General features: G+C 74.1%; 22 protein-coding genes. 18 read left to right on the forward strand and 4 right to left on the reverse strand.

Annotation, left to right across the window (positions count from 1 at the left end; all coding sequences use genetic code 11):
* Positions 1–84 precede the first annotated feature (84 nt).
* A complete protein-coding gene (locus AB0B76_RS44625) occupies positions 85–720 on the forward strand; it encodes a DUF3159 domain-containing protein (protein ID WP_360387678.1) in 636 nt (211 codons plus the stop codon).
* On the opposite strand, the gene AB0B76_RS44630 is transcribed toward AB0B76_RS44625, so the two are convergent.
* A complete protein-coding gene (locus tag AB0B76_RS44630) occupies positions 717–1,415 on the reverse strand; it encodes a TrkA family potassium uptake protein (protein WP_360387864.1) in 699 nt (232 codons plus the stop codon). The genes AB0B76_RS44625 and AB0B76_RS44630 overlap by 4 nt on opposite strands.
* On the reverse strand, positions 1,412–2,077 hold the full coding sequence (locus tag AB0B76_RS44635; protein WP_360387680.1) for a TrkA family potassium uptake protein: 666 nt from the start codon (positions 2,075–2,077) through the stop codon (positions 1,412–1,414). The genes AB0B76_RS44630 and AB0B76_RS44635 overlap by 4 nt, the downstream gene beginning before the upstream one ends.
* Before the next feature lie 100 nt (positions 2,078–2,177).
* Between AB0B76_RS44635 and AB0B76_RS44640 the strand changes: the two genes are divergently transcribed.
* Both AB0B76_RS44640 and AB0B76_RS44645 read left to right on the forward strand, forming a co-directional pair.
* Positions 2,178–4,181 (forward strand): APC family permease, encoded by a 2,004-nt coding sequence (locus AB0B76_RS44640; RefSeq protein WP_360387683.1) that lies wholly within the window; start codon positions 2,178–2,180, stop codon positions 4,179–4,181.
* Entirely contained in the window at positions 4,178–5,359 is a 1,182-nt protein-coding gene (locus AB0B76_RS44645; protein ID WP_360387685.1) for a TRAM domain-containing protein, read from the forward strand. The genes AB0B76_RS44640 and AB0B76_RS44645 overlap by 4 nt, the downstream gene beginning before the upstream one ends.
* On the opposite strand, the gene AB0B76_RS44650 is transcribed toward AB0B76_RS44645, so the two are convergent.
* Positions 5,356–6,117, reverse strand: coding sequence for an RNA ligase family protein (locus AB0B76_RS44650; protein WP_360387688.1), 762 nt, complete (start codon positions 6,115–6,117; stop codon positions 5,356–5,358). The two genes, AB0B76_RS44645 and AB0B76_RS44650, sit on opposite strands and share 4 nt — an antisense overlap.
* 65 nt (positions 6,118–6,182) lie before the next feature.
* Between AB0B76_RS44650 and AB0B76_RS44655 the strand changes: the two genes are divergently transcribed.
* The 14 genes from AB0B76_RS44655 to AB0B76_RS44720 all read left to right on the forward strand — a co-directional run bounded on the left by AB0B76_RS44655 (position 6,183) and on the right by AB0B76_RS44720 (position 22,902).
* Positions 6,183–7,784 carry a TROVE domain-containing protein gene (locus AB0B76_RS44655; RefSeq protein ID WP_360387690.1) on the forward strand — a complete coding sequence of 534 codons (1,602 nt, stop codon included), beginning with the start codon at positions 6,183–6,185 and terminating at the stop codon, positions 7,782–7,784.
* Between the two features lie 44 nt (positions 7,785–7,828).
* The gene (locus tag AB0B76_RS44660) at positions 7,829–8,569 is read left to right on the forward strand and encodes a type I 3-dehydroquinate dehydratase (protein ID WP_360387692.1); all 741 of its coding nucleotides are present in this window, start codon (positions 7,829–7,831) and stop codon (positions 8,567–8,569) included.
* Positions 8,566–9,003, forward strand: coding sequence for a hypothetical protein (locus AB0B76_RS44665; protein WP_360387695.1), 438 nt, complete (start codon positions 8,566–8,568; stop codon positions 9,001–9,003). Before AB0B76_RS44660 ends, AB0B76_RS44665 begins: the two co-directional genes overlap by 4 nt.
* A gap of 83 nt (positions 9,004–9,086) precedes the next feature.
* Entirely contained in the window at positions 9,087–10,364 is a 1,278-nt protein-coding gene (locus AB0B76_RS44670; protein ID WP_360387697.1) for a hypothetical protein, read from the forward strand.
* A 361-nt stretch (positions 10,365–10,725) separates the two neighbouring features.
* Complete coding sequence (locus AB0B76_RS44675) at positions 10,726–10,881, forward strand: hypothetical protein (RefSeq protein WP_360387700.1); 156 nt, start codon at positions 10,726–10,728, stop codon at positions 10,879–10,881.
* Positions 10,882–10,956: 75 nt separating this feature from the next.
* Positions 10,957–12,936 (forward strand): 1-deoxy-D-xylulose-5-phosphate synthase, encoded by a 1,980-nt coding sequence (dxs, locus tag AB0B76_RS44680; RefSeq protein WP_360387703.1) that lies wholly within the window; start codon positions 10,957–10,959, stop codon positions 12,934–12,936.
* A gap of 116 nt (positions 12,937–13,052) precedes the next feature.
* Positions 13,053–14,447 carry a PQQ-binding-like beta-propeller repeat protein gene (locus AB0B76_RS44685; RefSeq protein WP_360387705.1) on the forward strand — a complete coding sequence of 465 codons (1,395 nt, stop codon included), beginning with the start codon at positions 13,053–13,055 and terminating at the stop codon, positions 14,445–14,447.
* Positions 14,444–15,739, forward strand: coding sequence for a PQQ-binding-like beta-propeller repeat protein (locus AB0B76_RS44690; protein WP_360387708.1), 1,296 nt, complete (start codon positions 14,444–14,446; stop codon positions 15,737–15,739). Before AB0B76_RS44685 ends, AB0B76_RS44690 begins: the two co-directional genes overlap by 4 nt.
* Complete coding sequence (locus tag AB0B76_RS44695) at positions 15,736–17,163, forward strand: PQQ-binding-like beta-propeller repeat protein (RefSeq protein WP_360387711.1); 1,428 nt, start codon at positions 15,736–15,738, stop codon at positions 17,161–17,163. Before AB0B76_RS44690 ends, AB0B76_RS44695 begins: the two co-directional genes overlap by 4 nt.
* A gap of 12 nt (positions 17,164–17,175) precedes the next feature.
* Positions 17,176–18,537 carry a hypothetical protein gene (locus tag AB0B76_RS44700; protein ID WP_360387713.1) on the forward strand — a complete coding sequence of 454 codons (1,362 nt, stop codon included), beginning with the start codon at positions 17,176–17,178 and terminating at the stop codon, positions 18,535–18,537.
* A gap of 18 nt (positions 18,538–18,555) precedes the next feature.
* Complete coding sequence (locus AB0B76_RS44705) at positions 18,556–19,935, forward strand: PQQ-binding-like beta-propeller repeat protein (protein ID WP_360387715.1); 1,380 nt, start codon at positions 18,556–18,558, stop codon at positions 19,933–19,935.
* 80 nt (positions 19,936–20,015) lie between these two features.
* A complete protein-coding gene (locus AB0B76_RS44710) occupies positions 20,016–20,681 on the forward strand; it encodes a response regulator transcription factor (RefSeq protein WP_360387718.1) in 666 nt (221 codons plus the stop codon).
* Positions 20,678–21,883, forward strand: a complete 1,206-nt coding sequence (locus AB0B76_RS44715; RefSeq protein WP_360387721.1) for a HAMP domain-containing sensor histidine kinase — start codon at positions 20,678–20,680, stop codon at positions 21,881–21,883. The genes AB0B76_RS44710 and AB0B76_RS44715 overlap by 4 nt, the downstream gene beginning before the upstream one ends.
* Before the next feature lie 113 nt (positions 21,884–21,996).
* Entirely contained in the window at positions 21,997–22,902 is a 906-nt protein-coding gene (locus AB0B76_RS44720; RefSeq protein ID WP_360387723.1) for a GGDEF domain-containing protein, read from the forward strand.
* On the opposite strand, the gene AB0B76_RS44725 is transcribed toward AB0B76_RS44720, so the two are convergent.
* Entirely contained in the window at positions 22,893–23,033 is a 141-nt protein-coding gene (locus AB0B76_RS44725; protein WP_360387726.1) for a hypothetical protein, read from the reverse strand. The genes AB0B76_RS44720 and AB0B76_RS44725 overlap by 10 nt on opposite strands.
* A gap of 322 nt (positions 23,034–23,355) precedes the next feature.
* Between AB0B76_RS44725 and AB0B76_RS44730 the strand changes: the two genes are divergently transcribed.
* Entirely contained in the window at positions 23,356–24,330 is a 975-nt protein-coding gene (locus AB0B76_RS44730; RefSeq protein ID WP_360387729.1) for a LysR family transcriptional regulator, read from the forward strand.
* Positions 24,331–24,425 lie beyond the last annotated feature (95 nt).

Consider the following 24,425-nt stretch of genomic DNA (forward strand, 5'->3'; position numbering starts at 1 on the left):
CCAGGAAACCCAGGTAGCCGGACCAGTCCTGCCGCCGAGCCGGACACGGAAGAGGAAGAACCGCTTCCCCCGTTCTCGGTCCAGATGGCGCAGCAGCTCGGCGGGGTGCGCGGGCTCGTCGAGTCGAGCATCCCGATCACGCTGTTCATCGTGGTCAACTTCCTGGGCGACCACTTCAAGTGGTGGTCGCTGCAGACCTCGCTCGTCGTCGCGGTCGGGGCCGCGCTGTCGCTGGCGGTGTACCGCCTCGCGCGCCGGGAGTCGATCCGGCACGCGCTCAACGGCGTCTTCGGCATCGCGCTGGGGGCCTACATCGCCTGGAAGAGCGGCGACGCCAAGGACGTGTACCTGCCCGGCATGCTGATCACCGTCGGCTACGTGGCCGGCATGCTGATCTCGGTCGCCATCGGCCGGCCGCTGGTCGGCTGGCTGTGGGCGGTGACCCTCGACGGTGGTACGACGCGCTGGTACGACAACGTGCGGCTGCGACGGGCCTTCATGTGGCTGACGGTGCTGTGGGCGGTCGTCTACGCGCTCAAGCTCGGGGTCCAGATCCTCATCTACCGCGACAACAGCGCCGACTCCGACGACCTGCTCGGGATCGCGCGCCTGGCGCTCGGGTGGCCGCCCTACGCGCTGCTGGCCGCCCTGACCGTCTGGCGGGCCCGGCGCATCCTCCGGGAAGAGCCCGAGGTCGCGCCGGACGCCGAGCCGGCTTAGAGGGCCTTTCCGCGGGTCTTCTCGACGCTGTCCTCGCCGAGGATCACGGCGCGGACCGTGTCCTCCATCTCCGACGTGACGACGAACACCAGCTCGTCGCCCGCCTCCAGCGGGTCATCGGGGGTCGGCACCAGCACGCGGCGGCCGCGCAGGACCGCCACCAGGGCCGAGTCGTGCGGCAGCGGGACGTCGCGCACCGGGTGACCGACGTACGGCGCGGTCTCCGGCAGCGTGATCTCGACCAGGTTGGCCTCGGACTGCCGGAACGTCATCAGGCGGACCAGGTCGCCGACCGACACCGCCTCCTCGACCAGGGCCGCCATGAGCCGGGGCTTGCTGACCGAGACGTCCACGCCCCACTGCTCGTTGAACAGCCACTCGTTCTCGGCGCGGTTGATGCGGGCCACCACCCGCGGTACCGCGAACTCGGTCTTGGCCAGCAGCGACACGACCAGGTTGACCTTGTCGTCGCCGGTGGCCGCGACCACGACGTCGCAGGAGGACAGGTCGGCCTCCTGCAGGCTCGACAGCTCGCAGGCGTCGGCCAGGATCCACTCGGCGGACGGCACCCGCTCGGGGCGCACCATCCGCGGGACGCGCTCGATGAGCATGACCTGGTGGCCGTTGTCGACGAGCTCCTTGGCGATGGAGCGGCCCACGTTGCCGGCCCCGGCGATCGCGATGCGCATGGTCAGTGTCCCCCTTCGGGCGCCGAACCGGTGATCTTTGTCACGGAGCCGGCCAACTCGTCGGTCAGCAGCATGAAGGCCAGGTCGCCGTCCTGGATCACGGTCGACTCGGTCGGCAGCATCGCCAGGCCGAAGCGCATCAGGTACGCCAGCCGGGCGCCGCTGCGCGCCTCCAGCTGGCCCACGGTGTGGCCGATCCAGTCCGGGTGCATCGGCACCTCGACGATCGACACGGTGCTCGTCGGGTCGCGCCAGATCTCGACGTTGCCCTCGGGCACCAGCTGGCGCAGCATCCGGTCGGCGGTCCAGCGCACAGTCGCCACGGTCGGTATGCCGAGGCGCTCGTAGACCTCCGCGCGCTTCGGGTCGTAGATGCGGGCCACGACCCGGTCCACGCCGAAGGTCTCCCGGGCCACCCGGGCCGAGATGATGTTCGAGTTGTCGCCCGAGGACACCGCCGCGAACGCGTCGGCCCGCTCGATGCCCGCCTGCAGCAGCACGTCGCGGTCGTAGCCGACCCCGTTCACCGTGGTGCCGTGGAACTCCCCGCCGAGCCGGCGGAACGCGTCCGCGTCGACGTCGATCACCGCGACCGTGTGTCCGCGCTGTTCGAGACTCTGCGCCAGCGTGGACCCCACGCGGCCGCAGCCCATGATCACGACGTGCACGTCCCCGCCTCCGGTGTCCTGAAGCACTCAGACACGAGGATGTCATGCGCGGCCCCGACCGGTGCACCGGGAGCCGGACCGACCCGTACGCTTAGGCGTCGTGGCCAGTCCCACCTCCCTGATGAAGCGGCTGCTCCTAGGCCGACCGTTCCGTTCGGACCGGCTGAAACACACCCTGCTGCCCAAGCGCATCGCGCTGCCGGTGTTCGCCTCCGATGCGCTGTCGTCGGTCGCGTACGCCCCCGACGAGATCCTCCTGACGCTGTCGATCGCGGGCGTTTCGGCCCTCACGATCTCGCCCTGGATCGGTCTCGCGGTGGCCGTGGTGATGCTCACAGTCGTCGCGAGCTACCGGCAGAACGTCCACGCGTACCCGTCCGGCGGCGGCGACTACGAGGTGGCCTCGGTCAACCTGGGCCCGCGCTTCGGCGTGGCGGTGGCCAGCGCCCTGCTTGTCGACTACGTGCTCACCGTGGCCGTGTCGACCGCGTCCGGCGTGGCCAACCTCGGCTCCGTCGTGCCCTGGGTGGCCACCCACAAGGTCGCCATCTCGATCATCGCCATCGCCGTGCTCACCGCCATGAACCTGCGCGGCATCCGGGAGTCCGGGGGCGCGTTCGCGGTCCCGACCTACGGGTTCATGATCGTCATGATCGGGATGGTCCTCACCGGTTTCTTCAAGATCTTCGTGCTCGGCCAGGACCTGCGGGCGCCCAGCGCCGACCTGGTCATCCACGCCGAGCACACCAACATGACCGGCGCGGCCATGGCCTTCCTGCTGCTGCGAACATTCTCGTCCGGCTGTGCGGCGCTCACCGGCGTCGAGGCCATCTCCAACGGCGTGCCCGCGTTCAAGGAGCCCAAGAGCAAGAATGCGGCGACCACGCTGCTGCTGCTCGGCACGATCTCGATCACCATGCTGCTCGGCATCATCCTGCTGGCCAACCGGACCGGCCTGAAGTTCGTCGAGGACCCGAGCCAGATCGAGAGCGGCCCGGCCAACTACGTGCAGAAGACGGTGACGACCCAGCTCGGGCAGACGGTGTTCGGGGCCGGGTCGGTCCTGCTGTACGTCGTGGCGGTCATCACGGCGCTGATCCTGTTCCTCGCGGCGAACACCGCCTTCAACGGCTTCCCGGTGCTCGGCTCGATCCTCGCGCAGGACCGGTACCTGCCGCGCCAGCTGCACACCCGCGGCGACCGGCTCGCCTTCTCCAACGGGATCATCCTGCTCGCCCTGGCCGCGATGGTGCTCATCGTCGGATTCAACGGCGAGGTGACACGGCTGATCCAGCTGTACATCGTGGGCGTCTTCGTGTCCTTCACGCTCTCCCAGGCCGGCATGATCCGGCACTGGAACCGGCTGCTGCGCACGGTGCGTGACAAGCAGGCCCGCATCCGGATGATCCGGTCACGCACGATCAACATGGTCGGCCTGACCCTCACCGGCGCCGTGCTCATCGTGGTGCTCATCACGAAGTTCCTGCTCGGGGCGTACATCGCGATCATCGCGATGATCGTCATCTACTTCCTCATGGTCGGCATCAAGAAGCACTACGACACCGTCGCGCGGGAGCTGACGCCCTCGGAGGACCGGCCCGTGCTGCCGGCGCGCAACCACGCCGTCGTGCTCGTCTCCAAGGTGCACCGGCCGACCCTGCGTGCCGTGGCCTACGCGCAGGCGACGCGGCCGGACTCGCTGACCGCGCTCACCGTGAACGTGGACGACCACGACACGCGGGCGCTGCAGGAGGAGTGGGAGCGCCGGGGGATTCCCGCGCCGCTGACCGTGGTCGACAGCCCGTACCGGGAGATCAACCGGCCGATCCTCGACTTCGTGCGCAGCAAGCGGCGGGACTCGCCGCGCGACGTGGTGACGGTGTTCATTCCCGAGTACGTGGTCGGGAAGTGGTGGGAGCACCTGCTGCACAACCAGAGCGCGCTGCGGCTCAAGGGCCGGCTGCTGTTCGAGCCCGGCGTGATGGTCACGTCGGTGCCCTGGCAGCTCAGCTCGATCGGCGACGTCGACATCGACCGGCTCGACGCGACGCTCAGCCGCGGGCCGAAGCGGGGGCCGCGCTCCGCGGCGTCGCCCGACTCGTGACCCCGGAACTGCTCGAGGTCGAGGTCGGGCCGGTCGCGCACGGCGGCTTCTGCGTGGCGCGGCACGAGGGCCAGGCGGTCTTCGTGCGCCACGCCCTGCCCGGGGAGCGCGTCCGCGCGCTGGTCACCGAGCGCCGCAAGGGTTTCCTGCGCGCGGACGCGGTGGAGGTGCTGCTCCCGTCGCCGGACCGGGTGATCGCGCCGTGCCCCTTCGCCGGCCCGGGCGCCTGCGGCGGGTGCGACTGGCAGCACGCGTCGTGGGACGCCCAGCGGGAGCTGAAGTCGCAGGTCCTCCGCGAGCAGTTGGCCCGGCTGGGCGGCATTTCCGATTTAAACGATTTGTCGGTACTCGTGGAGCCGCTGCCGGGCGGCCCGCTCTCCTGGCGCACGCGGGTGCAGTACGCCGTCGACGCGGAGGGCCGGCCGGGCCTGCACCGCCACCGCTCCTCGGACGTGATCCCGGTCGACCGGTGCCGCATCGCCCACCCCGCGATCCAGGCCCTGCCGATCCTGGACCGGGCCTGGCCGCCGGGCTCGACCGTCGAGGCGACGGCGTCGTCGGCCGGCGACACCGCGGTGCTGACCCGCGCCGCCCGCACCGGCCCGCCGACCGGCCCCGTGCCGCCGATCCGCGAGCGCGCGGCCGGCCACGAGTGGCACCTGGACGCGGGCGGCTTCTGGCAGGTGCACCCGCACGCCGTCGAGGCGTTCACCGGCGCCGTCCTGGCCCAGCTCGCGCCCGAGCCGGCCGAGCGCGCGTGGGACCTCTACGGCGGCGCCGGCGTGTTCGCGGCCGCGCTGGCCCCGCACTGCGGCCCCGTGACCGTGGTCGAGGCCGACCGCCGCGCGGTGGCGGCCGGCCGCCGGGCCCTGCGCGACCTGACGAACATCACCTTCGCCCGCGGCGATGTGGCCCAGGTGCTGGCCAACCCCCGCTGGCGGCGGGTCGACCTCGTGGTGCTGGACCCGCCGCGCTCGGGCGCCGGCCGCGCCGTGGTCGAGGCGATCGCCGCGCGGGGGCCGCGGGCCGTGTCGTACGTGGCCTGCGACCCGGCCGCGTTCGCCCGCGACGTGCGCACGTTCGGCGAGCTCGGGTACGACCTCACGGGCCTCCGGGCGTTCGACAGCTTCCCGATGACCCAGCACTTCGAGACCGTCGGGCTCCTGACGCCCCGTTAGCGGCGGCGCAGGGTGCGGGCGTAGTCCTGGAACCGCGCCTTGGCGATGACCTTGCGGTCGGGGGAGCGGAAGACGATGCCCTCCGCGCGGCCGCGCGCGCCGTCCAGGGCCACCAGGGTCTCCGGCAGGCGCTCGGTCAGCAGCGCCTGCATGCCGGCGATCGACTCGGGCAGCGAGTCGGTGCGGAACAGGCGCGGCGTGAGCGACAGCCCCGCGGCCGGCGCCAGCTCGGCCAGCCCCTCCTCGGTCGCGAAGGGCTGGCCGCCCGACTCCCGCCACGCCGAGATCGCGGGCTGCGGCCACGTCAGCGCCGTCGCCCAGTCGTCGAGCAGCATCACGTCGAAGAGGCGCCAGCCGAAACGGGTCGCGTCGGTGGTGTACTGCTTCGCCGCGCCGCCGACCTTGCCGCCGTAGAGCTCCAGGTAGTACACCCGCAGCGATCCCGGCGCGGCCAGGCGGTCCGCCACCGGGCGCAGCTGCTCCACGATGCCCAGGGCCGGGTTGGCGATGAGGTCGCCGCGCGCGTGGAGCAGCTCCTCGCGGGAGCCGATGACGTAGCTGCCGTCGGGCAGCAGGACGATGCGGCTGTTGGTGCCGTCGACCTTCTCGGTGGCGATGACGTCGCCGGGGAACGCCGTCGGGGACTCCAGCAGGCCGCCGTTGCGCGGGTCGAGCTCGTGGTAGGTCGGGATCGACGGGTACTTCGTCAGCGAGTTCAGCGCCCGGAGATCCGCCGCGCGCAGGTCGAAGCGAGTCATCGGGCCAGGATGAGGCATCGATAAACGCTGGAGCACCCGGTTTTCGGCGGCCTAGCGTCCGCGGCATGGCAAAGCTCAATGTGCGAGCGCGCCGCACCTACGAGGGCGGCGCCGGATATGCCCGCGACCTCCGGTCGGAGCTGTTCCTGCTGGCCGTGACCAACATGGTCGGCGAGCAGACGTTCTACGAGGCGGCCGCGGAGCGCGACGAGCGCTACTCGCGCCTGGTGCGCGCGGCCGCGGTCGCCGACCCGGCGTGGACGGAGCGGTTCCTGATGTGGCTGCGCACGGGCGCGAACATGCGCACGGCGGCGATCGTCGGGGCGGCCGAGTTCGTGTACGGCCGGCTCGAGGCCGCGGCGGCGGCCCGGGGCGGGGACGGCCGGCCCGAGGCCGCGGCGGCGGCTGGGGGCGGGAACCGCCGGCCCGAGGCCGCGGCGGCGAGCGGGGGCGAGAACCGCCGCGTCGTCGCCGGCGTGCTGCAGCGGGCCGACGAGCCGGGGGAGCTGCTGGCGTACTGGATGTCGCGGTACGGCCGCGCCGTGCCCAAGCCCGTCAAGCGCGGCATCGCCGACGCCGTTCAGCGGCTCTACACCGAGCGGAACCTGCTCAAGTACGACACCGCGAGCCACGCCTTCCGCTTCGGCGACGTCATCGAGCTCACCCACCCGGCCCCGGCCGCGCCGTGGCAGGGCGACCTGTTCGCCTTCGCGCTCGGCCGTCGCCATGCCCGCGAGGACCTCACGGTGCCGGCGTCGCTGCCCGTCCTGGCCGCCAACGAGCGCCTGCGCGCGGACGCGGCCGCCGACCCGGGCGTGCTGCTGGACGCCGACCGCCTCCGGGCCGCGGGCATGACCTGGGAGGACGCGCTGTCGCTGAGCGGTGGCACGGGGCTGTCCAAGGCCGCGCTGTGGACCGCGCTGCTGCCGTCGATGGGGTACATGGCGCGGCTGCGCAACCTGCGCAACCTCGACCAGGCCGGCGTCGCCGACGACGTCGCGGCCGGGGTCGCGGCGCGCCTGGCCGACCCGGATGAGGTCGCGCGGTCGCGGCAGCTGCCGATGCGGTTCCTCTCGGCGTACCGGGCCGCGCCGTCGCTGCGCTGGTCGTGGGCGCTGGAGCGGGCGCTGACGCTGAGCCTGGCGAGCGTGCCCGCGCTGCCGGGCCGCACGCTGGTGCTCATCGACACGTCGGGCTCCATGCACGCCGGCTTCTCGCGCGACGGCACGCTGATGCGCTGGGACGCGGCGGTGGTCTTCGGTGTGGCGCTGGCGAGCCGGTGCGCGGACGCGGACGTGGTGTCGTTCTCGACGGGCTCGACGGTGTTCGCGCTGCGCCGGGGCGAGTCGGTGCTCAAGGCGATCGAGCGGTTCCGCGCCGAGGGGCATTTCCACGGCGGCGGTACCAACACCGCGACCGCGGCGCGCAAGCACTTCAAGGGCCATGACCGGGTGGTCATCCTGACGGACGACCAGGCCTCCTACGACGGGGCGGTGACGGATGCGGTACCCGCGAAGGTTCCGCTCTTCACCTGGAACCTGGCGGGCTACCGGCAGGGCCACACGCCCGCGGTCGCGAACCGCTGGACCTTCGGCGGGCTCACCGACGCGGGCTTCGGGATGATCCCGCTGCTGGAGGCCGGGCGCGACGGCACCTGGCCGTTCTGAGCCCGTAGACTCCCCCTGTCCGAAAGCGGCAGGGGGAGTCTCAGTTGGCAACGCAGACGCTGCGGGAGCGGCTATCCGGCGGGGCACCGCTGGTCGCGGTCAGCTTCGGCGACGACGACCCCGCGGGCGACGCCGCGCGCGCCCGCGAGCTCGGGGTCGACCTCGCCGAGCTGCGCATCGACTGGAACCGCAGCGTCGAGCCGGCCGACGTGCTGGCCGCGATCGCGCCCTTCCGGGCCGCGGGCCTGCGCATCCTGGCCACGATCCGCTCGAAGGCCGAGGGCGGCCGCTGGCCCGGCGACGAGGCGGCGCGGAGGCGGCTGTTCGAGGCGGTCCTGCCCGCGGTCGACGCGGTCGACGTCGAGCTGTCCTCGGCCGGGATCCTGCCCGGCGTGGTGGCCGCGGCGCGCGCGGCGGACCGGCTGGTCGTCGTGTCGTACCACGACTTCGACAAGACCCCCGACGAGGACTTCCTGCGCGGCACCGTCGAGGCCGCCCGGGCCGCCGGCGCCGACCTGGTGAAGATCAGCACCATGGCGCACGGCCCCGAGGATTTGCGCCGCCTGGCCGCTCTCCTGCTGCGGTACGACTCCATGGTCGTGATCGGCATGGGCGCGGAGGGCGCCGCGACGCGCGTGTTCTTCCCCGTGCTGGGCTCGCGGATCACCTACTCGGCCGATGGCGAGCGCCCCTCGGCCCCCGGCCAGCTGCCGTTCACGGAGACGGCCCGGCTGCTGGCGACGTTCTCGCCCGGCTACGCGACCGCGCGCGGGGCCGGCGCGTGACCGGGCCCGAGGCGCCCGAGCCAGGGGCGCATGAACGCGGCGCGTCCGAGCGTGGCGCGTCCGAGCCGCGCGGGTTCGAGTCCGACGCGTCCGAGCCCGACTACGACGCGCCGCGGCGTGATCCGCTGCGCGCGCTGCGCAAGACGATCGCGCAGACCGTCGTCGTGTTCACCATCCCGTTCGTGTTCGCGATCGGGCGGGCCGTGTTCGGGCTCGGCAAGCTCAAGGTCGACCGCAGCCCCGCGGCCTGGACGGTGTGGGGGATCGGGGTCGCGCTGATGGTCGCGGCCTCGGTGCTGGCGGTGCAGGCGCTGCGCGGCAAGGCGCCCGCGGCGCTGGGGGAGCGCGCCGCGTGGCTGGCCGGCGGCGTGTGGGTGCTCGGCCTCGTTTTCGCCTTCGTGTACTCGCAGATGGTGCCCGTCCCGACCCGCTGACCGAGGGGCGGGCAGCGGGAATGGCGGGCGGGCCCTATCTTCTGTGTCGTGCGGCAGCGCGCCGATCGCGATACGGAGGAGTCATGACCCAGCCCCCGACCACGCCGGGACCCGACGAGCCGGCGGGATACCCGTTGCGCCCGTCCGCGCCGGGCGGGCCCGCGGACGATCAGCCTCCGCCGCCGTACACCCCGCCGCCGGCCCAGCCGCCGTTCGGAGCCCAGCCGCCGTACGGAGCCCAGCCGCCGTACGAGGCCCAGCCGCCGTTCGGAGCCCAGCCGCCCTACGGGGCGCAGCCGCCGGCCGGGGATCAGTCGCCCTACGGAGGGCAGCCGCCCGCGGTGCCGCAGTACGGGGTGGACCCCACCTACGACCCGTCGCAGGCGTACGTGATCTACCAAGCGGCGCCCACGTTCGGCTACGGCGTGCCGGCCGCCGGGCAGCAGGCCGGCTTCGACCCGATGATCAGCCCGGACTACGGCGGCTGGTGGCAGCGCAGCCTCACGATCTTCAAGGGCGCCTGGAAGCAGCTGGCGGTCCTGCAGTTCATCGGGTTCGTCCTCACGCTTGCCGTGGTGATTCCCGAGGCGATCTGGTCGATCAAGGCCACCGCCGACGTGATCGACTCCGCCGACGCGAACGGCAACGCCTCGCTGACGCCCCTGATCGCCCCGTTTGCGCTGCTCTTCCTCGGTGCGGTCGTGGCCGGGATGGTCGGCTCCCTGATCACGGTGGCCGGCAACCAGATCGCGGTGACGGTCGCCGCCGGGCTGCCGCCGCGGATCGGGCCCGCCCTCGCCGTGGCCGTGCGGCGGTTCCTGCCGCTGTGGGGCTGGCAGATCCTGTCCGCGCTCATGATGGCCGTCGGGCTGTGCCTGTGCGTGCTGCCGGGCATCTACCTGTACGCGGTGTTCCTCATCCTGCCGGCCGTGGTGACCTTCGAGCGCGGGTCGGGCGCGATCTCCCGCTGCTTCCAGCTGTTCCACCGCGACTTCGGCAGCGCCATCGCCCGGATCGCGAGCATCGTGGGCCTGACGGTGCTGGCCGGGATCGTGTCGTACTTCGTCGGCCGCATCATCGAGCTGGCCATGGGCGGCGTCCAGCAGGTCACGGTGGGTGATCGCACCGTCGGCAGCGCGGCGCTGACGTCGACGGTGATCGTCACGATCGCGGTGAGCCGGATCGTCACCACGCTGCTGGAGACGGGCATGAAGATGCTCACCGACGTGCTCACCGTGACCGCGTACGCCGACATGCGCGCCCGCAACGAGCCGCTCACGACCGCGCAGCTCGCGTCCGAGGCCGGCGTCGAGATGGCGCCCGCGTCTGAGTGGGTCGCGCCGCCCCCGGCGGCCGCCTGAGCCTCCGGGCCGGGAGCGCTTTTCCGGTACCGCCGAAATAGCCCTAATTGTCGGTTGATACGGCATGCATGGGAGTGAGCCGGAGGGGCCTGCTCGCCGCCGGGCTCGCGGCGCTGGCCCTGCCCGGGTGCGGCGGCGGCGGAGCGACGCAGGCGGCCCCGGACCGCAAGGTCGAGGTCTTCTCGTGGTGGGCCGGCCCGGGCGAGAAGGAGGGGCTGGAGGCCCTGGTCGCCGACTTCGCCCGGCACAACCCGGGCGTCGCCTTCGACAACGCTGCCGTGGCGGGCGGCGCCGGCACCATCGCGCGCACGGACGCCGACCGGTCGAAGTACACGGGCTACCTGGCGGCCGCGGTCGCCGAATGGGCCGACGCCGGCACCCGGGTGGTCGGCTCCCTACCCACGGGGTCGTCGCGAACACCGAGCGGAACGCCGCGATCGACACCGCGCTGGCCGCGTTCGTGCTGGACAAGGACGCCGCCAAGTTCGCCCGCGCGGTCGCGGCCGGGCACAACTGAGCCGGATGTGTGGAACCTGTCAAGATTCGATCGGCCAAGGTGCGCGGCTGCGCGGTCCCACTAGACTCGGCGGTCATGAGCAGCACAGAAGAGAACGAGGCCCCGTCCCTGCTGAGCTCGGTCCGGGCCCCGGGTGATCTTCGTAGCCTGACCGCCGAGCAGCTCGATGTGCTCGCCGCGGAGATCCGCGACTTCCTCATCGCGAAGGTCTCGCGCACCGGCGGTCATTTGGGCCCGAACCTCGGCGTCGTGGAGCTGACGCTGGCCCTGCACCGTGTCTTCGACTCGCCGAAGGACCGCATCCTGTTCGATACGGGCCACCAGGCGTACGTGCACAAGATCGTCACCGGCCGCCAGGACGGCTTCGACCTCCTGCGCCGCCGCGGCGGGCTCACGGGCTACCCGAGCCAGGCCGAGAGCGAGCACGACATCATCGAGAACTCGCACGCCTCGACCGCGCTGTCCTACGCCGACGGGCTCTCCAAGGCCTTCGCGCTGCGGGGCGAGCCGCGGCACGTGGTCGCTGTCGTCGGCGACGGCGCGCTCACCGGCGGCATGTGCTGGGAGGCGCTGAACAACATCGCGTCCGCCCGGAACCCGCTCGTGATCATCGTGAACGACAACGGCCGCTCGTACTCGCCGACGATCGGCGGGCTCGCCGACCACCTCTCGAACCTGCGGCTCAACCCCGGGTACGAGAAGGTGCTCGACCTCGTCAAGGACTCCCTCGGCCGCACCCCGCTCGTCGGGCCGCCGCTCTTCGAGGTGCTGCACGCGGTCAAGAAGGGCATCAAGGACGCCGTCGCGCCGCAGGCCATGTTCGAGGACCTCGGGATCAAGTACGTCGGCCCGGTCGACGGCCACGACCTCGAGGCCGTCGAGAAGGCGCTGCGCAAGGCCAAGAACTTCGGCGGCCCGGTCATCGTGCACGCCGTGACCCGCAAGGGCTTCGGGTACCGCCCGGCCATGGAGGACGAGGCCGACTGCCTGCACGGCCCCAGCAGCGCCTTCGACATCGAGACCGGCAAGCTGCTCGCCCCGGCCTCGCTCAAGTGGACCGGCGTCTTCGCCGACGAGCTGGTCGCGATCGCCGACGAGCGCGCGGACGTGGTCGGCATCACCGCCGCCATGGCCGAGCCGACCGGGATCGCCAAGCTGATGCGGAAGTACCCGGAGCGCGCCTACGACGTGGGCATCGCCGAGCAGCACGCGGCGACCTCGGCCGCCGGCCTGGCGATCGGCGGGCTGCACCCGGTCGTCGCCGTGTACGCCACGTTCCTCAACCGCGCCTTCGACCAGGTACTCCTGGACGTGGCGATGCACCGCCTGCCGGTCACGTTCGTGCTCGACCGCGCCGGCATCACCGGCCCCGACGGGCCGTCGCACTACGGCATCTGGGACATGTCGGTCTTCGGCGTGGTACCGGGCCTGCGCCTGGCGGCCCCGCGCGACGCGCAGACGGTCCGCGAGGAGCTGCGCGAGGCGGTCGGCATCGACGACGGCCCGACGGTGCTGCGCTTCCCGACCGGCTCCGTCCCGGCCGACCTTCCGGCCCTGCGCCGCGTGGGCGGCGTGGACGGCTTCGGCGGCGTGGACGTGCTGGCCGAGCACGAGCGCAAGGACGTGCTCCTCGTCAGCGTCGGCGCCTTCGCCCACATGTCCGTGGACGTGGCCGCGCGCCTGGCCGAGCAGGGCTACGGCGTGACCGTGGTCGACCCGCGCTGGGTCCGCCCCGTGCCGGTCGAGCTCGTGGGCCTCGCCCGCGAGCACCGCCTCGTGGTGACCCTGGAGGACGGCGTGCGCACCGGCGGCGTGGGCGACGCCGTGGCCAAGACCCTGCGCGACGCCGACGTGTGGGTGCCGCTGCGGGACCTGGGCGTGCCGCAGGGCTGGCACCCGCACGGCTCGCGCAACGAGATCCTGGCCGACCTGGGCCTGACCGCACAGGACGTGGCGCGTCAGGTCACCGAGTGGGTGAGCCGCATGGATGAGCCGTCGCCGCTGCCGGGCGCCCCGTCGTCGCCCTCTTCGCGCGCGCGGGCCCCGCGCCGCTGATCGCGTTCCGTTCCTGGTCGCGGGCCACCCGGCCCGCGACCAGTTTCTTTTGGTGATGCATCCACGCAACCAAGCGCGGGGCCGTGGGACTCTCTTCTGGCGAGGAGAGGGGGCCCGTGCCCGACGCGATAATCGAGCTCGACGTCAGCGCTCCCTGGGAACCGCCTGAGCGGCCCGGGGCGGCCGTCGCGCGGCGGCGGCGTTCCCGGTGGCGGGGGCTGGCCGGCGCGGCCGTGCTCGGGCTCGTCGCGGTGCTGCCCGGCGGGGCGGACCTGCGGCCGGGGCTCGACCCGCTGTACTCGGCCGACTTCCAGGTGCTGGCGCTCGACGCGGCCGGCGGGCGGATCATCGTGTACCGGTACCAGTCGGCGGGCGCCGATCCGTTGACCGAGGCGCTCGACGCGCGGACCGGGGCGTTGCTGTGGCGGCGGCCCGGGGAGGCCGACGAGTCGTACGCGGCGTTCACCGACCGGGCCGCGTTCGTGCAGGTCGAGCGGGCCGATGCCGACGGGGCGTACACCGGGCACGTGTCCGCCTACGACGCGGGCACCGGCCGGGACCTGTGGCGGCGGGACATGGTGCGGTTCACCGGGCTGGCCGGCGGGCTCCTCGTGGTGCAGGAGCAGGCCTGGCCGGACGAGGACGACGGCTTCGACGACTCGTACGGCAATCCCGACGACTCCTCCGTCGCGCTGCCGCGCCTGCCCCACCACGAGCGGTACCTGGGGCTCGACCAGCTCACCGGCGCGCTGCGCTGGACGGCCGAGCTGGCGCCGGGGACCGAGTCCGGGTTCGATACGAGCGGGTACCCGGGGCTCGACGGGCTGCGCGAGCTCGACCGCGACGGGACGCTGCGCATCCGGGACCTGCGCACAGGGGAGGTCACCGGGCGGTACCACCTGGACTTCTCCGGCGCCATCTCGCGGCATCAGGCCGGCCTGCCCGGCCAGGAGGTGGTGCTGGCCGCCGGGCGTAACGGGTCCGACGTGTTCGACCTGGCCTCGGGGCGGCGGCTCTGGCGCTGGTCGGGGGAGGCGCCGGCGTGGAACGGGCCGGTGCCGTGCCTGCGCGTGCACTACTGCGTCTTCGGCGACAGCGGGACCGACGTGCTCGACGCGGCCACCGGTGCGGTGCTGTGGCGGGCGCGCGGCTACACGGCACTGCTGAGTGACACCGGCGACCGGCTGCTGATGTACCGGCAGATCAGCGACGAGTACCACCCGGACCAGGTGACGGCGTTCGCGGTCGACGGGGACGGCGCGGTGGCCTGGGACCGGCGGGGCTGGTACGTCGCCAACGGGTACTTCGTCGCCGGCCGGTCGCCCGGGTTCTTCCTGTGGCGGCCGATCAGCAACACCGACGCGATAATCGGCCGGCTCGACCCCGAGGACGGGTCGGTGCGGGTCATCGGCCGCGCCCCCGACTTCTACGGCTCGCCGCAGTGCACGGCCACCGCCGACCGGGTCGCGTGCCTGGCGATCGGGGTGCTGTACGTCTGGCCGCTGCGGTGAGCGTCATCGAGCTCGGCGACGCCGTGCCCTGGTCGCCGCCGGAGCCGCCGCTGCGCCGGAGCCTGCGCCCGGTCGCGGTGCTCGCGGTGGCCCTGCTCGCCGCGACGCTGCTCGTGGGGGCCGGGCCGACCTGGGGCGAGCCGCTGTTCAGCATCGACAACGGGGTGCTCGACGCGCGGCTCAGCGGCGGGACGCTGCTCGTCACGCGGTACGAGCCCGACGGGCCCGGCCGGTTCGAGGCGCGCACCCCCACGGGGCGGCTGCTGTGGACGCGTCCGCGCGCCGGGGACGGCGAGTACCCGCAGCTCGTCACGGCCGGCGTGGCCGTGCTGACCTCGGTGTACGGCCAGGCGGAGGCCCTCGACGCGACCGCCACGGCGCTCGACGCGCGCACGGGCGCGCAGCTGTGGCTCCGGTCCGGGGCCGTGGTCGTCGGCGCCGCCGGTCCCCGCCTGGTGCTGCAGGACGTCGCCGGGCAGCACGAGCCGTACTCGCGCGAGGCCGGCCGGGAGACGCGGCTGCTCGGCGTCGACGCGCGCACCGGGGCCACCGTCTGGGAGCAGACGGTGCCGGCCACGTCGCTCGTCGACTACGAGTACTCGGAGGAGTCGGAAGGCCTCGTCGCCGTCGACGAGCTCACCGCCGGCTCGGTCCTCCAGCGCCGCGACCCGGCCACCGGGGCGGTCACCGACCGGCGCGAGTTCGCGACGTCCGGCACCGCGTTGACCGGGTTCGCCGTCCGCGACGGCCGAATCGAGGTGAGCCGGGTCGGCGCGCCCGGCATCGAGCTGTACGACCTGGCCACCGGCGAGCTGCTCTGGCGCTACGAGAAGCAGTCCTACGGGCTGCGCCCGTGCGGCTCCGGGCGCTGGTGCACCGTGGGCGGCGACGGGATCCACGCCGTCGACGCGGGCACCGGGCGGGCGGCGTGGGGCATCGAGCAGTACAACGACGTCTTCGGGCGCAGCGGGGACCTGCTGATGGCCGGCGGGCTCGGCACCTCGGCGTCGGTGTCGCACGAGGCCGTGGTGTTCACGATCGACACCCGCACCGGCGCGATCGCGCACCGGCTCGACGGCTGGATCGGCACATACTCCAGCCACGGCGGCCGCCTGGTCGTCGCGCACACCGACGCCGGGCAGTGGCTCGGGGTCGTCGGGCTCTACGACCCGCACACGGGCGGCGTGCGGGTCCTCGGCCGGGCGCGGCTCGGACCCACACCGGTCTGCGTCGCGGGCGCCGAGGTGTTGTACTGCACCGGAGACGGGCTCAGCGTCTGGAGGTTGCCGTGACGGCGACGATCGACCTCGGTGATCTCGGAGGCGGGGAGCCGTGGGCGCCGCCGGAGACGCCGCGCCCGCGCCGGCGCCTGTCCGGGCCGCCGCGCTGGGTGGCCGCGGTGGCCGTCGCCGCGGTGGCCGCCGGGCTGCCGGTCACCAGCGCGGCCGCCGCCGGGCCGGTGCTGCACCTCGCCAGCGGGGCACTCACCACCGCCCTCGGCGGCGGCCGCATCTACGTCACCCGGTTCGGGGGCGAGGGGCCGCACCGGCTGGAGGTGTACGGCGAGGGCGGCGCCCGGCTGTGGGGCACCGACCTGAGCGACTCGCAGCTGCTCATGTTCGCCGACGACGACGCCGCGCTGGTCAGCGTGCGGCTGCCCGACAACCCCGCACTGGCGACCGTCACCGCCCTCGACCCGCGCACCGGGGCCCAGCTGTGGCAGCGTGCCGGCGTGTCGGTCGCGGGCCGGCTCCCCGGCCGGACCATGCTCGTGGACACCAGCCGACGGGTGACGCTGCCGGCCGGCGCGGACCCACAGGCGCAGCCGCGGGAGGCGAACCAGCTGGTGACCGTGGACTCGCGCACCGGCGCGCCGGTCTGGAGCCTCGCCGTGCCCGTCAACGCCGTGGTCGCCTTCGGCCGGGGCGGGAACACGCCGTTCGACCTGACCTCCTTCAGCGTCCTCGACCCGGACGGCACCCTGCGCGGGTACGACCTGGCCACCGGCGCCGTCGCCCGCACCGACCGGCTCGAGCCCGGGCTGTCGGGGCTGGGCTCCCTTCTGACCGGCGAGGACGGCGACGCCGGGCCGCCCGGCGCGCGGGCCGGGCAGGTCAGGATCTCGACCGACCGCGGCGACGACGTCTACGACCGGGCGAGCGGGCGGATGCTGTGGCACGCCGCCCCGGGCCCGCCCGTGCTCGGCACGTTCGTCAACCTGGGCAACACCGGCCAGGCCGCGATCGGCCAGTGGCCGCTCTCCGGCTGCGCGCCGGGCCTGTGGTGCCGCCTCGACGGCGCGGGGCTGGTCGCCTACGAGGCGCGCACCGGCCGGCAGGCGTGGCGTGTCGACGGCTTCACCACGGTCCTCGGCGCGGGCGCGGAGACGGTCGCCCTGGGCGCGCTCGGCGACAACGGGCAGTCCCTCGCGGCCGGAGTGATCGTCGACGCGCGCACCGGAGCGATCCGGAGCCGCATCGACGGCTGGCATCCCGTCGTGGCCGAGGGCCACCGGATCGTCGTGTGGCGGCGCCCGGACGGGGAGCGCGTCACCACGCTCGGGCTGCTCGACCCCGGCACCGGCCGGATCACGGTCTTCGGCACCGGCGACTCGTGGGGCGGGATGCCCTCGTGCTCGGTCGACGCGCGGGTCGTGGCCTGCGGCGTGGCCGGAGAGTTGACTGTCTGGCCGCTGCCGGCGGCCGCCCGGCGTTAGCACAATGGAGGCGTGCCGCCGAGCACGCTGCCGATCGCCGATGGCGCCGCCGTGATCGACCTCGGGGACGCCGGGACCGTGTGGGACGCCGACGCCGACGGAGGGCCCGCCGGGCTGCCCCGCGGCTGGGGGCTGGCGCTCGCGCTCGGGCTGGTGCTGTCGCTCGTGTCGGCGGTACCGCTGCCGGAAGGGGTCGCCGAGGTGACCCGCCGGCCCCTGGGCAACGGCGCCTTCCAGCTCGCCGGGAACCTCCTGCTGGTCCTCGACAGCGACCGGGCCCCGACCCCCGTCGCGGCGTTCGACACCGGCGACGGGCAGGACCGCTGGACCTACACGCCGGACGGCGTGGCCACCCTCTCCTACGCCGCGTCCGCGCCCGGCGCCGGCGACGTCGTGGTGCTCTGGCCCGACCTGTGCCGCTCCGGCACCACCGGCACGACGTTCGCCGTCGACCGGCGCACCGGGCAGGAGGTCTGGCGGGCGTCGGGCGTGCCGGTGCGTACCGCGGCCGCCGTCCCCGGCACCGTCGTCATGCGCAGCCTGTGGTCGGACGGGTGCGGCGCCCTGGCCGCGGGGGCGCCCACCGGCGGCGGGCTGCGCTGGCAGGCCCTCGGCGCGGGCGGCGAGCCCCGCTGGGAGCTGCCCGTCGAGGCCGGCACGCGCGTCGCCCTCGACGCCGCCGAGGGCGGGGCGGCCTGGGCGGCGCTCGCCGACAAGCAGGGCGCGATCAGCGTCGCCGACTTCGTCACCGGCCGGCGCGCCGCGGCCGGGGCGATCACCGCGGCCCCCGGCGACCTCGTCGCGGCCGCGGGCGACCTGCTCGTCATCGCCGACTTCGTTGCCGACCCGGCGCGCGGGGGCACGGTGCTGACCGCGTACCGCCGCGACGCCTGGTCGGCCCCGGCCTGGCGGGTCACCGTGCCGACCGGGCCCGCGTCCGGGCGCACCGACCGCTTCGCCGTCCGCCCGTGCGGCCCGGTGCTGTGCGTGGCCGGGCAGCGCACGTTCGTGCTCGACCCGGCCAGCGGGGCGACGCGGTGGACCCCGAACGTGCGCGCCGACCTGGCCGCGGCGCCCGGCGGCGGGCTGGCCGTGGCCGGGGCGCGGACGCTGACGCTGCTCGACCCCGACACCGGCGTGGCCGCCCCCGCGCGGCCCGGATGGGAGCGGCTCGGCGCGGACGCCGACCGGCTGCTGCTCGGCACCGCCGCGGGCGAGGAGGGGACCCTGCTCGGGCTGCGGGCCGGCGACGGGGTGTCGCTGCTCGGTACCGTCGACGCCCGTCTCACCGCGTGCGAGCTGGAGGGCCCCCGCCTCGCCTGCGCGACCGACACCGGCGAGGTCGTGCTGCTCCGATTGGCGACCAAGGACTGAGGCGGGGACGCTGGTAACGTGGGTGAATTGATCGATCTGGGTGAATCACACGGCACCGTCGACGGCGAGGCGCTGCTGGAGTGGCCGCCCCCGCGCGGCACCGGGCGCCGGTCGTGGCCGATCGCGCTCGTGCTGAGCCTGGTGGTGCTCTTCGCCACCGCCTCGCGGCCCGGGAGCGCCATCGAGGAGGCCGGCACGCTCGCCGAGCACGCCTCCGCCCTGGTCGCCGACCGCGGCGCCGTCTACGCCATGCGCGACGAGCCCGCGCTCACCGCCTACGACTGGGACACCGGCAAGGTGCGGTGGACCCGCTCCTTGTCCGGGCCCGGCGGCGGCCAGGCGTACCTGACCGCCGACCGCGCGTACGTGCGGCACCGCCCCTGCACCGCGACCGTCGGCTGGAGCCTGGAGCGGCTCGACCCGGCCACCGGGCGGCAGCAGTGGTCGCGGGCCGGCGCCCCGATCGCGGTTGTCGCCGCGCCGCGCGGGGCCGCGCCCGGGCTGCTCACCGTCGACGACCGGGCCGCTGTCTGCCCACCGGTCGTACCGGGGCGCAACGCCACCCCGAACCCCGTGCACCTCGCCGCGCTCGACGCCGAGTCCGGCGAGATCCGGTGGGCCTTCGACCTGCCCGGCGGCGGCCGCATCGTCGCGCCGGACGTGCCCGGCAGCGAGTGGTTCGCGGTGTGGTACCAGGGCGGGCGGGCCGAGATCCGCAGCGCCGTCACCGGGGCCGTGAACGTCGCGGCCGACGTGCCGGAGCTCGCCGACACGCCGCCGACCAGCGTCCGGATCGTCGGCGGCCTGCTCATGATCGTGGCGGTCCGCGCGGACGGGGCGCTCATCACGGCGTACCGCAAAGACACCCTGCGATACCAGTGGCACATCCTGTTCTCCTCGGCCGAGCAGGCGCCGATCGCCGAGATCGCCTACGGCCCCGTGGTCGTCGCCTGCGGCCCGATGATCTGCGTGCCCAACTGGCGCGACCTCGCCGTGCTCGACCCGGACAGCGGCGCGGAGGCCTGGCGGCGGCCGGTGCAGCTCGACGCGGCCGGGCCCGGCGTGCTCGTCGCCCGCGACCGCGACGACTTCACCCGCGTGCGGATCGTCGACTGGTCCACCGGCCGCGACCGCGCCGACCTCGCGGGCTGGGCCGTGGTGCCGACCGCCAGCGACGGCACGGACGACGACGACATCGGCTTCGCCCCGGCCGGCTCCGTGCTCGTCCAGCGCCCCGAGGGCAACGGCTCCCGGCTGGCCCGCATCGACCTGCGTACCGGCGTCATCTCCCCGCTGGGCAACGTGAGCCCGATCCCGTCGCGCTGCTCGGTGCGCCACCACCGGCTCGCCTGCCTCGCCGGTGGGGACTCGGTGCGCCTGTGGCGGTTGCCCGGGTAGATACATTGTCAGCCGGGGCTTTCACGGGGACTTCACGCCCCGTGAACCACACTGGCCCGGATCGGCTGGGGGTGAAGGGCGTGCGCGTGCTGGTGATCGAGGACGAGACGAATCTCGCCGACGCGATCGTCCGGGGGCTTCGGCGCCAGGGCATGGCCGTCGACGTCGCCTACCACGGGACCACCGGCCACGAGATGGCGATGGTCACCCGCTACGACGTCGTGGTGCTCGACCGCGACCTGCCCGGCGTGCACGGCGACGACATCTGTGCCGACCTCGTCGCCTCCGGCGCGCTGACCCGGGTGCTGATGCTGACCGCCAGCGGCAGCGTCGCCGACCGGGTCGAGGGCCTGCAGATCGGCGCCGACGACTACTTACCCAAGCCCTTCGCCTTCGACGAGCTCGTCGCCCGGGTGCAGGCCCTGGGCCGGCGGGCCACCCCGGCCGCCCCGCCCGTGCTCACCATCGGCGACCTCGTGCTCGACCAGGCCAAGCGGGTCGCGACCCGGGCCGGGCACCCGCTGGACCTGACCCGCAAGGAGTTCGGGCTGCTCGAGGAGCTGCTCAAGGCCCGCGGCGCGGTGGTCTCCAGCGAGGAGCTGCTGGAGCGGGTCTGGGACGCCAACGCCGACCCGTTCACCACCACGGTGCGGGTCACGATGATGACGCTGCGCAAGAAGCTCGGCGAGCCGGCGCTCATCGAGACCGTGGTCGGCGCCGGGTACCGGACACGGCCCCCCCAATGACCATCTACGACGCCCGGCGCGCCGCCGCCTTCCGCCCCACCCTGCGCCTGCGGCTCACGCTGCTCAACGGCATCCTGCTCGTCGGCGCCGGCCTGGTGCTGGTCGTGCTCGCGTACCTGCTCGTCGACGGCGCGCTCAAGCCGGCCGACCAGCTGCAGCCCGGCACCCGGGTGGTGCTCGCCGACGGCCGCGAGCTCGACGCCCAGACCTGGCAGACCGACCTCGTCGACTCCGCCGAGTGGGAGCTGCTCACCCGGGGCAGCCTCGCGCTGCTGCTCATCGGGGCCGTCGGGGTCGCCGGCGCCTACGTGGTGGCCGGGCGCTCGCTGCGGCCGCTGCAGCGGGTCACCACCACGGCCCAGCGGCTGTCCGGCGAGTCGCTCGACGCGCGGATCAACTACGACGGGGCCGACGACGAGGTCGCCGAGCTCGCCAAGACCTTCGACGCGATGCTCGACCGCATCACCGCCGCGTTCGAGACCCAGAAACGCTTCGTCGCCAACGCCTCCCACGAGCTGCGCACCCCGCTGGCCGTGATGCGCACCGAGGTCGACGTGACGATCGACGACCCCGAGGCCGACGTGGGGGAGTACCGGCGCATGGCCACCGTCGTGCGCGACGCCTCGATGCGGGCCAACGCGCTTGTCGAGTCGCTGCTGCTGCTCGCCCGCACCGAGGCCCAGGCCGGGCGGCGGCTCGGGCGCAAGGTGAGCACCGACCTGGCCACCGGGGTCACCGTCGCGCTGTCGGCGATGGGCAAGGAGGTCAAGCGGCTCAACCTCGACGTCAGCACCGACCTGAAGCCGGCCAACGTGGTCGGCGACCCGGGGCTGCTGGAGCGGCTGGCGGGCAATCTCATCGAGAACGCGGTGCGGTACAACCATCTGGCCGGACGGATCTGGGTGCGCACCGGCACCGACGAGACCCTGGCCTGGCTCGTGGTCGGCAACACCGGCTTCGAGGTCGAGCCGGCCGATCTGCCCGCGCTGTTCGAGCCGTTCCGCCGGGGCGGGCGGGAGCGCACCGGGGCCCGCGGCACCGGGCTCGGGCTGTCGATCGTGCGGGCCGTCTGCGAGGCCCACGGCGGCGGCGTGTCCGCGGTCGCCCTCGACGGCGGCGGCCTCGAGGTGACCGTCTCGCTGCCCGCGGCCGCGGTCACGCCGGTGCTGAGCGGGACCGCGCCGGTGCGCACCGCGGCCTGAGCCCGCCGTGTGACGACGCGCACAGTTCCTCAGACACGCCGCGCGCCGGGCCGATCTGTTCTACGTCTCCCGCCGGCCATCCCGACCGGCATCGTGGGATGGAGGCGGGTCGGATGCGGCTGCGCAGCTGGCTGGTCGTCGGCGTCAGCGTCGCTCTGCTGCTCGCCATCGGCGGCGTCGGCATAGCCGTGAACCGCTCGGCGCTGCGGGCGGCCGAGACCGTGCACCGTGCCGACTCCCTCGCGCTGGCCACGAACACCGGCGGCCTGGCCGCGCAGGTGCTGCTCGTCTCGGCCAAGGAGCTCAACGACTTCGCGACCAGCCACCCGCTGTCGATGACGGCCGGGGACTCCGGCGACACCGGGGCGCTGCAGGGGTACGCCAGGAAGTCCTCGTGTTTCACCTACGGCCTCGTGCTCACCGACCTGACCGGCAACCCGCTCAACGCCACCGCGGCCGGCGGCTCGTTCCCGGACCCGCTGTCGGCCGCGTTCAAGCCGCTCATCTCCGCGCTCGCCATGGGCCAGCCCGGCTTCTCCTCGGTCATGACCGTGCACAGCACCCGCCTGGCCCACGACGCCCACCACGACCCGCTGACCGGCCTGCCCAACCGGCGCCGGCTCCAGCAGCGCCTCGCCGACTCGCGGCAGGCCGAGCCGGTCGCGGTCCTCTTCGTCGACCTGGACGGCTTCAAGCCGGTCAACGACGAGCTCGGCCACCAGGCGGGCGACGAGCTGCTGCGCCAGGTGGGCGAGCGGCTGAGCGCGTGCCTGCGCCCGATCGACGTGCTCGCCCGGGTCGGCGGCGACGAGTTCGTGCTGCTCCTGCCGGGCGTGGGTACCGAGGACGAGACGCGCGCGGTGATCGCGCGGCTGCGTGCGGCGGCGGACGCGCCGTTCGAGATCGGCGACCAGGAGGTGCGCATCGGGGCGAGCATCGCACGTGGTCAAGAACCGGCCCGACCGCCCCGGGCGGCATCGCGCCTGACCTCGCGGCTACTTGTGGACGGTTATTTGTAGGCGGTGGCTGCCGGGGGGTGGGTGCCGAGCGGGACCAGCGCCGTCGCCGGGGCGCGAACGGTAAGCGTGGCGCGGACGGCGCCGTGCTGGACGAGCTCGATCCGCAGTGCCGTGACGCGTGTGGGTGTCACCTGATTGCCTCCGGTTCCGGACCCGCCGCCGTCCACTTGTCTACTCGCTCCCGTCCCGCGTGCGCACCGTAGTTGCCGAAGTCGTCCGCACCCGTGCGGTTCCATTACCCGGCGTAGAGTGATCCGCCGTCCACGCAGCGTGCAATGCGCTCCGGAGCGCGCATGTTGCTATGGTCTATCTCACAGAGCGTCACGAAGTCGCCGAAACGTCAAGTAACCGACGGTCACGAACGCAAGGGGGTATGGGCGGTTTTTGCCCCTACGGCGAAAATCCGTTTTGCGGCTTCCGCCGGTGCCCGCGCTCCTCCTAGGTTCTCGGGACATGGCCGTCAGCGACGACGTCGCGCCCGACGAGTGGGAGTGCCGCGTCTTCCTCGCCGTCGCCGAACACCGGCAGCACACGAGGGCCGCGGAGGCGCTGTCGCCGACGCGCCCGTCCCACCTGCGCGATCGCCCCTACGCGCGGCAGCTCGTGGGCAAGACCATCGCGCGGATCGAGCGCTGGTGCGGGGAGCCGCTCTTCGAGGGCAACCGCGGGCAGCTGCGCCTGACCGAGCGCGGCCGGGACTTCGAGCGCGCGGCCCGCAGCGTCGTCGGGGAGTACGAGCTGATGCGCCGCCCCGACCCCGGCGACGGGCTGCCGCGGCTGGCCTGCCTGCCGCACCACGCGGCGTTCGTCGCGCCCGCGCAGGCCCGGATGGTCGAGCGGTTCGGGCGGGTGCGGGTCGCGGTGGAGTACCTCGAACCCCACCGGCACGCGAGCGTCGAACTGCACCGCCATGCGCTGCTGATCGGGGCCGTCCCGCCCCCGGGCGGCCGCTCGGTGCGCCTATACACGGCGCGCCTGGAGGCCATGGTCCCCGCGGCGCACTTCCCGGGCGTGCGGTTGTCGCTGCCCGAGCTGCTGCGACGGTACCGTCCGATCCCGCACCTCACCGGCGTCCCCGAGGACCGCCGCTCGGCCTGGGGCCTGGACCGGCACCCGGGCGCGGGCGCCGGACGGCCGACGGGGGACACCGCGGCCGCCGTGCTGCGCCTGCGCCACGAGACGGCCGCGCGCTGGGACGGCCGCGTGCTCGTCGCGCCGTCGGACGTGGCGCTGCCGTTCAAGGCGGGGATGGAGTTCGGCGGGCGGTACGCGGACCGGTTCAAGTGGGTGCCGATCGTCGCCGACGCCCCGCTGACCTTCGAGGTGCACCTGACGGTGCGCCCGGGCGGCCCGGACGAGGCGGTCGAGGCCGTCTCCGCCGCGCTGCAGACGGCGGCGCGCTCGCTGCCGCACCTGGGCGGGGGCTGACCGGCTTTCGCGCCCGCGCGGTCGCTGCCGCGCCTGGGCGGGGGCTGACCGGCTGCCGCGCCTGGGCGGCGGCTGACCGGCCCCGCGTCCGCGCG

Source organism: Dactylosporangium sp. NPDC049140 (assembly GCF_040648435.1).